General features: G+C 75.2%; 11 protein-coding genes. 4 read left to right on the forward strand and 7 right to left on the reverse strand.

The window, feature by feature from the left end; translation table 11 throughout:
* Positions 1-60 precede the first annotated feature (60 nt).
* The 3 genes from D450_RS0125300 to D450_RS0125310 form a co-directional block, all read right to left on the reverse strand.
* Positions 61-654 (reverse strand): hypothetical protein, encoded by a 594-nt coding sequence (locus tag D450_RS0125300; RefSeq protein ID WP_017541424.1) that lies wholly within the window; start codon positions 652-654, stop codon positions 61-63.
* Positions 655-1,208: 554 nt separating this feature from the next.
* Positions 1,209-1,784 (reverse strand): TetR/AcrR family transcriptional regulator, encoded by a 576-nt coding sequence (locus D450_RS0125305; RefSeq protein ID WP_017541425.1) that lies wholly within the window; start codon positions 1,782-1,784, stop codon positions 1,209-1,211.
* Positions 1,781-2,104 carry a DMT family transporter gene (locus D450_RS0125310; RefSeq protein WP_017541426.1) on the reverse strand — a complete coding sequence of 108 codons (324 nt, stop codon included), beginning with the start codon at positions 2,102-2,104 and terminating at the stop codon, positions 1,781-1,783. Before D450_RS0125310 ends, D450_RS0125305 begins: the two co-directional genes overlap by 4 nt.
* A 227-nt stretch (positions 2,105-2,331) precedes the next feature.
* On the opposite strand from D450_RS0125310, the gene D450_RS0125315 reads away from it, so the two are divergent.
* Positions 2,332-5,364, forward strand: a complete 3,033-nt coding sequence (locus tag D450_RS0125315) for a bifunctional [glutamine synthetase] adenylyltransferase/[glutamine synthetase]-adenylyl-L-tyrosine phosphorylase (RefSeq protein ID WP_017541427.1) — start codon at positions 2,332-2,334, stop codon at positions 5,362-5,364.
* Positions 5,365-5,691: 327 nt separating this feature from the next.
* Here D450_RS0125315 and D450_RS0125320 read toward each other — a convergent pair whose 3' ends face one another.
* Both D450_RS0125320 and D450_RS0125325 read right to left on the reverse strand, forming a co-directional pair.
* Positions 5,692-6,030, reverse strand: coding sequence for a hypothetical protein (locus D450_RS0125320; RefSeq protein ID WP_017541428.1), 339 nt, complete (start codon positions 6,028-6,030; stop codon positions 5,692-5,694).
* Between the two features lie 100 nt (positions 6,031-6,130).
* The gene (locus D450_RS0125325) at positions 6,131-7,357 is read right to left on the reverse strand and encodes an MFS transporter (protein ID WP_017541429.1); all 1,227 of its coding nucleotides are present in this window, start codon (positions 7,355-7,357) and stop codon (positions 6,131-6,133) included.
* Between the two features lie 108 nt (positions 7,358-7,465).
* Between D450_RS0125325 and D450_RS0125330 the strand changes: the two genes are divergently transcribed.
* Positions 7,466-8,020, forward strand: coding sequence for a TetR/AcrR family transcriptional regulator (locus D450_RS0125330; protein ID WP_026128764.1), 555 nt, complete (start codon positions 7,466-7,468; stop codon positions 8,018-8,020).
* Between the two features lie 28 nt (positions 8,021-8,048).
* Here the strand turns inward: D450_RS0125330 and D450_RS0125335 are convergent, their stop codons facing one another.
* Both D450_RS0125335 and D450_RS0125340 read right to left on the reverse strand, forming a co-directional pair.
* Positions 8,049-9,068: a hypothetical protein gene (locus D450_RS0125335; protein WP_017541431.1), complete on the reverse strand. Its 1,020-nt coding sequence runs from the start codon at positions 9,066-9,068 to the stop codon at positions 8,049-8,051.
* A gap of 235 nt (positions 9,069-9,303) precedes the next feature.
* Positions 9,304-9,921: a DUF11 domain-containing protein gene (locus tag D450_RS0125340; RefSeq protein ID WP_017541432.1), complete on the reverse strand. Its 618-nt coding sequence runs from the start codon at positions 9,919-9,921 to the stop codon at positions 9,304-9,306.
* A gap of 307 nt (positions 9,922-10,228) precedes the next feature.
* Between D450_RS0125340 and D450_RS0125345 the strand changes: the two genes are divergently transcribed.
* Positions 10,229-10,453, forward strand: a complete 225-nt coding sequence (locus D450_RS0125345; protein ID WP_017541433.1) for a hypothetical protein — start codon at positions 10,229-10,231, stop codon at positions 10,451-10,453.
* 129 nt (positions 10,454-10,582) lie between these two features.
* Positions 10,583-13,147 (forward strand): ATP-binding protein (locus D450_RS0125350; protein WP_241483281.1); only part of this gene is annotated, 2,565 nt, incomplete at its 3' end.

The following is a 13,147-nucleotide window of genomic DNA, read 5'->3' on the forward strand; positions in this document are numbered from 1 at the left end:
ACGGGGGTACCGGTGTCCGCGCCCGCACGGCGCACGCCCCTCCCCGACGGGTCGGCGGGGTCAGGCCGGCATAGTGCACGGTCGCGGCGCCCACCGCGGAGGGGCGCGGCCCGCGAGGGCGTAGCGGAGAAAACGGGTCCTGTACGGGGGCCGCGGCCGTTCCACGGGCCACGCAGGCGCGGGCATCGGCAGCACGGCGGGCTTCAGCCGGCGCGGGAACCAGGCGCGCAGGAGGCGCAGCGCCGCCCACAGCGCCTCTTCGCCCGAGGCCAGCCACCACCCGGTGACCAGCGCCGCCCAGGCGTGGGCGAGCAGCATGCCGGTGTCGCCGTGCACCGCCAGGCCACCGCACATGTGCTCCAGCGAGACCGGCGCGGGCCCACTCGGCAGCGGCGGGGCGGAGGCGGAGAAGGCCAGGTGCAGCAGAAGCTGCGCGCCCAGCAGCCCCGGGGCCAGCGAGGCCACCGAGCGCCGTCCGCGGGCGAACGGCAGTGCGAGCAGCGCGACCCCCGCCCAGCAGGCCGCGAAGACGCCCGGACCGGGTGCGGGGGCCCCGGCACCGGTGTGGCCCAGCATCGCCGGCCCTGTGCACACGGCGGCGAAGAGCGCCGCCCTGAGCAGGGCGAATGGGAGACCGTACCGGGCGTCTGACATGGCAGGAGCCATCATCCCAGCGGTCCGGCAGGGCCCTGAACCGGGTCGGGATCGGCGCGTCAGGCCCGGTCAGGGGCGGGCGGAACCGGCACCGCCCGCACAGAAGGCGGTCGTACGCCCTGCGGCGGGCCCTCTGACGGCGCCGTGAGGGCCGACGGAGCGGGGTGTCGTTTCCGCCACTCCCGATCCGCCTCCGGAGGAGAAAGGGGGCGAGCAGCGTGGCCCCTCTGTCGCGTGATGGCTCGACCGCTTCGGATTCCCGTCGAGCCGGGCGAGGGGACCGGGGCGCCGACGGCGCGACGGGACAGACGGAGGACGGGACCGGGTGCGCCTCTTCCAGGCCCGGCACTCGCCATACGGAGCCCTCGGTCGGCACCGTGGAGCGGCCGGATTCCGCCATCAGGGCGAGGACAGCGGCGGTCTGCGCCCCGGGCCGGCCCCGGGGGCGGCACACGGCACTGCTCTCGCTTCGTCAAGGAGCGTCGCATCACCGCAGGACACCCGCCTGTGGAACCTGCGCACCGTGGGCGGGGGCCGCCCCCTCCCGCCCCGGGTCAGTCCAGCCGCAGGGCGTGGGCGAGGACCGCGCGAGCCTCCCCCGGCTCGACGTCGCGGTCGTCGAGCAGGGCCTCCAGGCACAGCCCGTCGGCCGCCGCCACCGCCGTGCGCACCGCAACCGGGTCGTCGGTGTGGCGCCCCGCCACCTCGGCAACCAGGTCCATCCACCGGCGCGCCTGCGCGCGCAGCGACGGCCGGCGCACCGCGAGCAGGGTCAGCTCGTACTCGGCCAGGCAGCGTCCGCGCTGCTCCGGCGACCCTCCGCCGATGATGGCCTCGGCGAGCGTGTCCAGCGACGCGCCGTCCTCGGTCGCCTCGCGCACACGCCGCACGTACGCGTCGGCCGCCTCGGTGAGCGCCGCCACCAGCAGGTCGTCGATGGTGGCGAAGTAGTAGACCGCCGAGCTCGCCGGGATCCCGGCCTCGGCGGCCACCGCCCGGTGGGTGACACCGGCGACGCCGTCCCGCTCGACCACCCGCAGTGCGGCGTCGATGATCGCGGCGCGCCGCCGCTCGCCCCGGGCGCGGCGGCCGTCCTCCTTCTCCTCCGGCGTGCCGTGCTGCGCGGTCAATGCGCTCCTCCCATCTCGATCGCCAGCACACCGCCGATGATCAGCAGGACCCCGGCGACCTGAACCCAGGTGAGCGACTCCCCCAGGAACAGCGCACCGACGACCGCCACCAGGGACACCCCCACCGCCGCCCAGATGGCGTAGGCCACCCCGACCGGCATACCCAGCTTGAGGGTCTGGGCCAGCAGGAAGAACGCGGTGCCGTAGCCGACGGCGGTGATCACCGACGGCACCAGCCGGGTGAATCCCTCGGAGAAGCGTAGCGACACGGTCGCGGTCACCTCGGCGAGGATCGCCCCGATGAGCAGCAGCCAGGGCATGGGCCCTCCCCTTCCGGTCGCGGCCGGTCCGTCCGGCCCGCACGGTCATCTTGTTGAACCACTGTTCAACTTAATTCCTTGAACGATGGTTCAACAAGATCTGTTCCCCTCGGCTCCGCGTGATCCGCACCACCCCTTGGCCGCCCGCCCCCTGCCCTCACCCCCGCCGCGCCCGTCCCCCGCCCTCCCCCGGCTCCGGCCCACCGGGCTAACGTTGGAGCGTGACCATGCGCGAGGGGACGACGAGGACCACGGCCGGCGCCCTGGCCCGGCTCGGATTCGGCGAGGGGGCGCGTGCGCTGCGCCTGCTGGACGAGGCCGGGATCGACCCAGCTGACCACCACGAGCTGCTGCAGGCCCTGGCCGCGGCCGCCGACCCCGACCAGGCCCTCACCGGCCTGGTGCGCATCGCCGAGCAGGCCCCCGACGCCGGCGAGCTGCTGGAGGCCCTGGACGGCGACGCCGACCTGCGCGCCCGGCTGACCGCCGTGCTCGGCGCCAGCGACGCCCTCACCGACCACCTGGTCCGCCACCCCGGCGACTGGCGCGAGCTGCGCGGTCCCGACGCCGCCCGCACCCCCGGCGCCGCCGAGCTGCGCGACGGCCTGATGCACACCGTCGGCGCCGACCCCACCGCCGCCGCCCCCGCGGCCGACCCGGACACCGCCCCCGACGACACCCCCTCCCGCGCGCTCCGCGCCGCCTACCACCGCCGGGTGCTGCGCCTGGCCGGGCGCGACCTGACCGGCGCCGCCGACCTGGCCGCGGTCGGCGCCGAGCTGGCCGACCTGGCCGCCGCCGTGCTCGACGCCTCCCTGGCCGTGGCCCGCGGCGAGTCCCCGCAGGACGCAGCGGCGTGCCGGCTGGCCGTGATCGGCATGGGCAAGTGCGGCGGGCGCGAGCTGAACTACGTCAGCGACGTGGACGTGGTCTTCGTCGCCGAACCCGCCCCCGGCACCGACGAGCACGAGGCGATGCAGGCCGCCACCCGCCTGGCCTCGCGGATGATGGCGATCCCCGCCGAGACCGACGGCGAGGGCACGCTGTGGGAGGTCGACCCCGGCCTGCGCCCGGAGGGCCGGAACGGCCCGCTGGTGCGCCCGCTGTCCGGGCACGTGGCCTACTACGAGCGCTGGGCCAAGACCTGGGAGTTCCAGGCGCTGCTCAAGGCGCGCCCGGTGGCCGGCGACGCCGAGCTGGGCGCCGCCTACCTGGAGGCGATCGGCCCGATGGTCTGGCGCGCCGCCGACCGCACGAACTTCGTGGAGGACGTGCAGGCGATGCGCCGCCGGGTGGTGGCGCACATCCCCGCCGCCGAGACGGCGCGCGAGATCAAGCTGGGCCCCGGCGGCCTGCGCGACATCGAGTTCAGCGTCCAGCTGCTGCAGCTGGTGCACGGGCGCGCCGACGCCGCGCTGCGCTCGGGAAACACCCTGGAGGCGCTGGAGGAGCTGTCGTCGGGGGGCTACGTGGGCCGCTCCGACGCCGCCGGGCTCGCCTCCTCCTACCGCTTCCTGCGCCGGGTCGAGCACCTGTTGCAGCTGCACAAGCTGCGCCGCACCCACCTGCTCCCGGACGCCTCCTCCCCGTCCGGCGAGGAGGCGCTGCGCCGCCTGGGCCGCGCGCTCGGCCACGCGGCCAACCCGGTCACCGACGTCACGGCGGCCTGGAAGCGGGTCGCCGGGGACGTGCGGCGGCTGCACGAGAAGCTGTTCTACCGGCCGCTGCTCAACGCGGTGGCCCGCCTGCCCGGGGACGAGTCCCGGCTCACCCCGGAGCAGGCCGGCGACCGCCTGGGCGCGCTCGGCTTCGCCGACCCCAAGGGGGCGCTGCGCCACCTGCAGGCGCTCACCTCGGGGGTGTCGCGCCGGGCCTCCATCCAGCGCACGCTGCTGCCGGTGATGCTGGGCTGGTTCTCCGACGCGCCCCGCCCCGACGCCGGTCTGCTGGGGTTCCGGCAGGTCAGCGACGCGCTCGGGGCGACCCCCTGGTACCTGCGGCTGCTCCGGGACGATGTGCGGGTGGCCGAGCGCATGGCCCGCGTGCTGGGCACCAGCCGCTACGCCACCGACCTGCTGCTGCGCGCCCCGGAGGCGGTGGCGATGCTGGCCGGGGACGAGGAGCTGGTCCGGCGCCCCACCACCCAGCTGGCCACCGAGGCCGAGGCGGCGCTGCGGCGGCACGACGACATGGCCACGGCCGTGGCGGCGGTGCGGGCGCTGCGCCGCCGGGAGCTGTTCCGCACGGCCGCCGCCGACCTGCTGGAGGTGGCCGACATCGGGTCGGTGGGCCGGTCGGTGAGCGCGATCAGCCGGGTGACCGTGGACGCGGCGCTGCGCGCGGCCGAGCGCGTGGTGGCCGGCGAGCGCGACGCCGCGCCCGCGTGCCGGATGGCGGTGATCGGCATGGGGCGCTTCGGCGGCCGGGAGCTGACCTACGCCAGCGACGCCGACGTGATGTTCGTGTACGAGCCGGTGGAGGGCGCCGGGCCCGAGGAGGCGCGGACGCACGCCGAGGCGCTGGTGCGCGAGATGCGGCGGCTGCTGGAGATGCCCGCCGCCGACCCGGCTCTGGTGGTCGACGCCGACCTGCGGCCCGAGGGGCGCAGCGGCCCGCTGGTGCGCACCTTCGACTCCTACCGGGTCTACTACGGCAAGTGGGCGGCGACCTGGGAGCGGCAGGCGCTGCTGCGGGCGGCCCCGGTGGCCGGGGACGCCGGCCTGGGCGCGCGGTTCATGGAGATGGTGGACGCGGTGCGCTACGCCGAGGGCGGGGTGGACGCCGCCGGGGTGCTGGAGATCCGCAAGCTCAAGGCGCGGATGGAGGCCGAGCGGCTGCCGCGGGGGGCGGACCCCGCGCTCCACACCAAGCTGGGCCGGGGCGGGCTGAGCGACGTGGAGTGGGTGGCGCAGCTGATCCAGCTGCGGCACGCCCACGATGTGCCCGGCCTGCGCACGACCCAGACGATCCCGGCCCTGGAGGCGGCCGTGCGGGCGGACCTGCTGGACGCCGACGACGCGGCGGTGCTGGAGGTGGCCTGGCGGATGGCGGCGCGGGTGCGCGGCATGATCATGCTGGTGCGGGGGCGCCCGAGCGACTCGATCCCCTCGGACACCCGCGAGGCGGGCGCCGTCGCCGAGGCGCTGGGCTACCGCACCGGCGAGGACGGCGAGGGCGCGGCGGCCCAGCTGCTCCAGGACTACCGCCAGGCGACGCGCAGAGCCCGGACCGTGATGGAGCGCGTCTTCTACGACGGGTGAGGGCGGGCCGGGACGCACCGGGCCGCTCGGGCGACGCGGGCCTGAAGTGAGATCGGATCCATGTGGCCTCCCGTGGGGGTGTGCGGTGCCACGATCCCCGACGCGGCCTCGTTCCGGCACGGGATTTTTCCGGATGCCGACGCATCTAGAGGTGAAGGGGCCGGAAGAGGCCACGAAACGGCAGGCGGCCCGCGCCCCCTCGGATGGAGCGCGGGCCGCCTGGGGTTCAGGGCGCCTCGGGTGCGCGGGCCTGCGGTGGCCGCCGGTGAGGGACGCGGAGCCCGCCCGGCGGTGCCGCCCCTTCCGTCCGAGGGGCGGTCGAGACCGTCAGACCCAGAAGACGGCGACCGCGACGTTGACGATCGCGAGCACGCCGGCCGAGACCGCCAGCTTGGTGGCGGGCTTGCGCACGTTGATGATCGCGATGACCACCACGGCGAGCGCGACGAGGAGCTTGACGCCGATCTTGATGTGGTCGACGGCGCCGTCGCCCATCTCCGCGAGCCCGACCAGGATGAGGCCGGTGACCAGCTGCAGCAGCGAGCTGTGCAGGATGGCCTTGGGCGCCTTGGCGCTGTCCGTGGCGACCTGCATCAGGAACCCGGCGATGATCCCGGCCATCCCGAGCAGGTGGAGGAAGAGGAGGAGTGAGTGAACGAATGCCATGCCCCCGACGCTACTACAGGCGGTAGTAATGCCGCGCCGGGGACACGACACAGCGTCATAACAGGTGCCGCCGGGCCGCCCCTCAAGCGGACGCCGCCCCTCAGTGCGCCCCGGCCGGCGCGGCCTTCGCCTGGGACCGGTGCATCGCCAGCGTGCCGGCGGCGGCCAGCACCGCCAGGACGATGAGGGCGCCGCCGTAGACGTCGGTGACGGCGGTCAGGCCGAACGCGTCGGTGGCGACCCCCGCGGCGATGGCCGGCAGGCACAGCGCCAGGTAGCTCAGGACGTAGAAGGTCGACATGAGCCCGGCCCGCTCGTGCGGCCCGGCCAGCGGGAGCACCGTGCGCAGGGCCCCCTGGAACCCCGCACCCCAGCCGAACCCGGCCAGCGCCGTTCCGGCGAAGAACAGCCAGACCGAGGCGGCCTGCACGCCGGCCAGCAGGACGAGGAGCCCGACGGCGAACACGGGGGCGCCGATGAGCATGACCCGCAGCGCCGGGACCGTGCGCAGAACCAGGATGGCCACCGCCCCGCTCATGGTGAGGGCGAACACCGCCGCCCCGCCGGCCGTGGGCGCGTGCGAGCCGGTCACGTCCGTGGTCAGGGCGGGCCCCAGGGACATGAAGAAGCCTCCGAGCGCCCAGACCGCGATGTCGATGGGGGCGGCCACCAGCAGGGCGCGCCGGGCCTGGCGGGGGACGCTGACGGCCGGGCGGAGCGAGGCGAGGGCGCCGGGCCGCCGCTCGGCGGTCTCGGCCGCCCGCCACACCCCGACGGCCTCCAGCACCAGCAGCACGATCAGCACGGCGTAGACCAGGCGCATCGGCGCGGGCGCGAACTGGACCAGCGCTCCGGAGCCGAGCGCGCCGAGCCCCATGCCGGCGACCGGGGCCGCACCGGTGATGATCGGGCCGAGGGCGGGCGCGACATCGAGCAGGGCGGCCCCGATCACCGCGGTGGCGGCGCCGGTCGCCAGCCCCTGTAGGACCCGCGCGACCATCAGCGCGGACATGCCGTCGGCGGCCAGGAAGGCGACGACGGAGACGGTCTCGACCGCGATGGCGCCGAGCAGCACCGGGCGGCGGCCGACGTGGTCGGACAGGCGGCCGAACACCAGCAGCGCGACCAGCAGGGCCAGTGCGTAGACGCCGAAGACCACGGTGGTGGCGCTGGATGCCATCCCCCAGGCCTCCTGGTAGACGGCGTACAGAGGGGTGGGCGCGGCGGAGGCGCCCAGGAAGGTGACCAGGGTGGCGGCGAGTAAGGCGGCGGTCGCCGTCCCCGCCCCGCGGCGGGTCGGAGCGGGGCGTACAGCGGTCGTGGACACAGGTCTCCCCCAGAGATGAGACGGGTCGGATTAACGCAAAGAGTTTGCGTTAAGGACGGTACACCCGCCCCACTGACTAACGCAAAGATTGTGCGTTAAACTGGCGCCGTGAGTCCGATCCAGGGAACCCGCACGGGAGGGCGCAGCGCCCGCGTCCAGCGCGCCGTGCACGACGCCGTCCGCGACCTGCAGAACGAGCGCTCCCGCTCCGAGCTGAGCGTGCCCCTCGTCGCCCAGCGCGCGGGGGTGACGCCCTCGACGGTCTACCGCCGCTGGGGCGGCATGCAGGAGCTGCTGGCCGACGTGGCCCTGGAGCGCCTGCGCCCCGACGGCCCGCCCGAGGACACCGGGACGCTGGCCACCGACCTCAAGGCGTGGGCGCGCCAATACTTGGAGGAGATCTCCTCCTCGCCGGGCCGCCAGTACGTCCGCGACCTCGTCGCCAGCGACGGCGAGGAGAACTCCGGGCACTGCCGGACGTTCTGCTCCATCCAGATCGAGGTCATCCTCGAACGCGCCACCGCCCGCGGCGAGCCGGTGCCGCACATCGACACGGTCCTCGACCACGTGGTCGCGCCGATCGTCTACCGGGTCTTCTTCTCCCCCACCGACCCCGAACCGGAGTGGGGCGAGGACCTGGTCGACAAGATCCTCGCCGACTGAAACGCCGACCGGGACACGGCCCGGCCGATCAGTCCAGCTCTTCCCCCCAGGGGTCGAGAGCCTCGATCTCCCCGTCGATGCGGTCCCAGGTCCCGTCCGAGACCACTCCGCCCACATAGGCGACCTCATAGTCCCCCGCCGATGCGCGCCCGCTCACCCGGAACGGCTCACCTTCGTCGTCGATGGAGACGGTCGAACGGTCACCGTCCGCCAGAACGTCGAGCCCGATGGTGAATTCGCACGCCCGGTCCTGTGTGGCGCCAATGATGTCGAACACAACCTCCTCGCCCTGCTCCAGTTCATAGGTGGCGCCCGCGAAGAACTCGCCCACAGGCTCTTTGAGCTCGTCGACCCTCTGGGCCACAGGGTCCGGCGAGTCCAGGTCGAAGTAGGCGCTCTCAACAGCGTCCAGACCGGCATCGGGCGAGTAGAACAGTGTTCCGGAGTCTGGAGGCCCGCACTCTCTCTCCGCTCGCATCTGCATGATTCGCACCCCTTCCGGGCGCGCCCCCCTGAGGACGGCCCGGATGTTCTCCTGGCCGACCTCGCCGGCACCGTAGGCGCGCATCCGCCGTGCATAGGCCTGCCGGTCCTGCGCCTTCAGCCGGTCCAGCTCGGCCAGCTCGCCCTCGTCCAATCGGACCGGCTCCCGGGACACCCATAGATCTCCCTCCTCCGAGTGCGAGACCTCGACGGACAGCACTTCGACCGGCGGCGTCCCATCGCCGTCCGGCGCGGAGCGCCCTTCCTCGGACGGGCTCGGGGAGGCCGTGGGGCCTTCCCCGCCCGGGCCGACGACCGGCTTGAGCAACTCCAGAGCGATCCCTGCCAGCAACGGGCCGAGGACGACGGTGAACACGGCTGCGGCGAGCGTCTTCCAGGGAGCCCGCTTGGCGAAGCCGACCGCCCAGCGGATCGCGTCGCCGACCTTCCCTCCTACCGCGGCGACCGTCCTATGCAGACCGCTCAGGGCTCCCGCCGCACGCGACCGCCACGTAGCGCGCGCCCGGCCGCCGGCCTCGGACCGTCCCTCGCCGCCACGTGCCATGGCCTGTCTCCCTCAAGAGGTGAATGGCCGCCCGCATCATCCGGCAGGGCGGTCCCGAACGCAAGATCTCCTCGCGCGACGGATACCAAGCCTCGGCGCGGGCGTGTGCCGGTCTCACGGCTCCTCGGCGAACGTCTCCAGGCGTCTTCCTCGGGCACTCGACCGGCGACGCCCGTCGTGGGGAAACCGTAGCGCCCCCGGGCGGTCGGCACCGTGCGAATCGGCCACGACCCGGTTAGGCCGTCCTCCGGCGCCAGAGGAAGTAGACGATTCCCACCCCCACGACCAGGCCCGCCAGGACCGCGCCCGTGCCCGCGTCGACCGGCGGTCCCGTACGTGGCGTGGAGGCGGCGGCCTCGGCCGGGTCGGCCGGCTCGGCGTCCGGGGTCTCGGGCAGCAGGTTGGCGTCGGTCGCGCACACCAGCGGCGGGCTCTGCGCGCCCGGCTGCGCGCAGACGGTGACGGCGACCCGCCACAGCTTCTCCCCCGGATCCTCCAGCCGCACCTTCGTACGGCCGACCGCCTCCTCACCGGGATCCAGATCGACCTCCCACACGGCCAGCCCGTCCAGCGCCCCGCCGGGTTCGCCGACCCGCTCGCCGTCGGTCTCCACCAGCTCCATCTCCGGCGGGACCCCCTGGGACACCACGAGGCCCTCGACCGCCTCGTCACCGTCGTTGCGCACGGTGACGGTGTACTCGGTCTCCTCACCCGGCTCCATGCCGTCCAGGCCGTCGGCCACCTCGATGGACAGGGCCGGGACGTCGCCGCCCTGGGCCCCCTCCTCCCTGTCGGCAGCGCCGGTGCCCTCGTCGGCGGAGGCGGCGCCCGCCCCCGAGAACAGGACCGCCACGGCCGCGACCGGAATCCATCCGGCCCTTCCGCGCACGCAAGAACGGGCCACACCCATCGCATCCCCCGGAGAGCATCCCGTGTCCGGCTTACCGGACTCCGGCTTCGACAACTACCCGCGATCCCCCGGATGCGCTGCGCGACACGCACGCACGGCCCCGATCCCCCTTCTTAGGCGTCCGCTTGCTCCCGGACCCTCCCGCATCCCCCGATTTACGGCATCCGCCCGATGCCCGCCCCCTCCTCTTAGAACGAATCTGAGTCCCACAGCGGGCCGGATCGACCGGCCCCGACGGGAGGGACCCACGATGATGCACCCCGACCTGACCGCGGCCGTCGCCCGCGAGCGGATCGCCGACCTCCACCGGGAGGCCCGGGCCGGACGCCCGGAGGTCCAGGCCCCCGCGGGCCGCGGCCCCGGCGGCGGCACCCCGGGCACCCGCCTGGACGCCCTGCTCCGCCTCCTCGGCCGGCCCGGCGCCGCCGACGCCTGGCTGCCGCGCCCGCGCGTCTCCCCCGAGGGCCGCCGGTGACCCCGGTTCCCGGCCGAGCGGCCGGGGGCCGGGGGCCGGGGGCCGGGCCCCGCACCGCCGCGGCGGCCACCGCACCCCCCCCGAGAAATGAGCGGCGCGATGTCCGAATCCGCCCCCATAATGGACCTCATGTCCTCCCTTGGCACCGCGCCCGTGTTCGTCGGCCGCGCCGACGACGTCGACCGCCTGCTGGCCCACGCCCGGAGCAGTCGCGGAGGCCGCGCCGGCGCCGTCCTGGTCGGCGGCGAGGCGGGGGTGGGCAAGTCCCGGCTGCTCGCCGAGTTCGGCGCCCGGCTGGAGGCCGGGGGCGGCCGGGGCCGCCTGGTCGCCGGGGGTTGCCTGGAGCTGGGCGTGGACGGCCTGCCGTTCGCCCCCTTCGTCGCGGTGCTGCGCCAGCTCCTGCGCGAGCTGGGCCCCGGGATGGCCGAGGCCGCCGGCGGCGGCAGCGAGCTGCCGCGCCTGCTGCCCGAGCTGGGCCCGCCGCCCGACGAGCGCCGCTCCGCACGCGGCCTGCTCTTCCAGCAGATCCTGCTGGCCCTGGTGCACGCCGCCGGCGACGACGGCCTCACCCTGGTCCTGGAGGACCTGCACTGGGCCGACGCCTCCACCCGCGACCTGCTGGTGTTCCTGGTGCGCAGCCTGGACGGCGTCCCCGTGCAGCTGGTGGCCACCTTCCGCACCGACGAGCTGCACCGGGACCACCCGCTGCGCCGCCTGCTGCCGGAGCTGGAGCGCCTGCCCCACGTCGACCGGATCGACCTGCACCCGCTCACCGCCGAGGAGTCCGCCCGCCTGGCCGCCTCCATCCGCGGCACCGAGCCCTCCCCCGCCCAGGCCGCCGCCCTGCACGCGCGCTCCCAGGGCAACCCGCTGTTCGTGGAGTCCCTGGCCGAGCAGCCCGGATTCCTGGACTCCCCCGTCCCCGACCGCCCCCGCGAGCTGCTGCTGGCGCCCCTGCGCCGGCTGGACGAACGCGCCGCCGACGTCGTGCGCACCGCCGCGGTGGGCGCGGTCAGCGGCGGCCAGGTCGAGCACGAACTGCTGGCCCGGGTGTGCGAACTGCCCCACGCCGAACTGGACGGCGCCCTGCGCAGCGCGGTGGACGCCAACATCCTGCGGGTCACCGAGACCGGCTACCGGTTCCGCCACGCCCTGCTGCGCGAGGCGGTCCACGACGACCTGCTGCCCGGCCGCCACACCCGGCTGCACCTGTGCTTCGCCGAGGCCCTGGACGCGCTCCCCGAGGCCGTCCCCTCCCACCGCCTGGCGGCCGAGCAGGCCCACCACTTCCATGCGGCCCACGACCTGCCGCGCGCGCTGAGCGCGGCCTGGTGGGCCGCGGTGTACGCGGGCGAGAAGCTGGCCCACGCCGAAGAACAGCGCATGCTGGAGCGCGTCCTGGAGCTGTGGGACCGGGTCCCCGACGCCGCCGACCGCACCCGGGGGCGGGACCGGGTGGAGGTGCTCGGGCTCGCCGCGGCGGCCGCCCTGGAGAGCGGCGACCCCAAGCGCGCCATCGAGCTGTGCAACGAGGGACTGGCCGAGCTTCCGGAGAGCGGGGACGAGGCCGTGACGGGGCGGCGCGCACTGCTGCTGCGCCGCCGCGCCCAAGCGCGCTTCGACGCGGCGGACAACACCGCCATGGAAGACCTTTTCGCCGCACTCGAGATCTACCCGCCCGAGGCGCCCGGGTTCTCGATGGCGCTGTCCATGCTGGCACGGGGGTGCATGCGCGACCCGCACCTGGACCCGGGCGACCTGCCGTCGCTGCGCCGGCTGATCGGCGGCGGCGACGGCCCCATCACCCAGGTCGAACTGGCCGAAGGGGCGCTCAAGGGGGCGGTCGCCGCCGGGGACCGCTGCGCCGAGGCCGAGGCCATGACCACCGTCGGCTCGGCCCTGTTCGACGCGGGCGACTTCGAGGGCGGCCGGAGCGCGATGGAGGCGGCCTCCGCGCTCGCCCGGGAACTGGGCGAGGCCGCGATCGAGGCCAACACCCGGGCAGTGTACGCGCACTTCCTGCGCGAGATCGGGCTGCACGCCGAGGCGGTGGAGGTGCTGAAGGACACGATCGTCCGCGCCCGGGGCCTGGGGATGATCAGCGTGAGCGCCCCCTTCGCCGCCGCCAACCTCGCCGAGACCTACGCCGAAATGGGCGACCTCGACGCCACCGAGCGGTGGATCCGGGAGGGCATGACCCTGACCCCCTCCCCCAAGCTCCTGCTCTTCTTGAACTCCGAGGCGCTGAACGCCGCCCTCGCGCGCGGCGACCTGGAGGCGGCCCGGGAGGCCTATGCGCGCCTGCCGGCGTTCGGCCCCGGAACCCAGCGGCAGCTCAACATCGTGCAGATCGCCATCGGCGCCCGGGCCGAACTGCACCGGGTGGAGGGGGACCACGCGGCCGCCCTTGAGATCGCCCGGGAGACGCTCCGCCGGGAGGGCTTGGCCGGGGCGCCGGGGTACTGCTGGCAGCTGCTGGACCGGTTCGCCGACGTGGTGCGGTCGGCATCGGCGGCGGGGGCGTTCCCGGCCGAGACGGCCGAGGTGCGCGCCCTGATCGACGCCTCGGCACAGGCCGTGCGGACCCGCGGACCGGTCACCGAGGCCCGCCGCGCCACCGTCACCGCCCGCCTGGCCGTCGCGGACGGGCGCCCGGCAGAGGAGGCGGCCGGGCTGTGGCAGCAGGCGGGGGGG

It is taken from the genome of Nocardiopsis halophila DSM 44494, assembly GCF_000341245.1.
Classification (GTDB): domain Bacteria; phylum Actinomycetota; class Actinomycetes; order Streptosporangiales; family Streptosporangiaceae; genus Nocardiopsis_A; species Nocardiopsis_A halophila.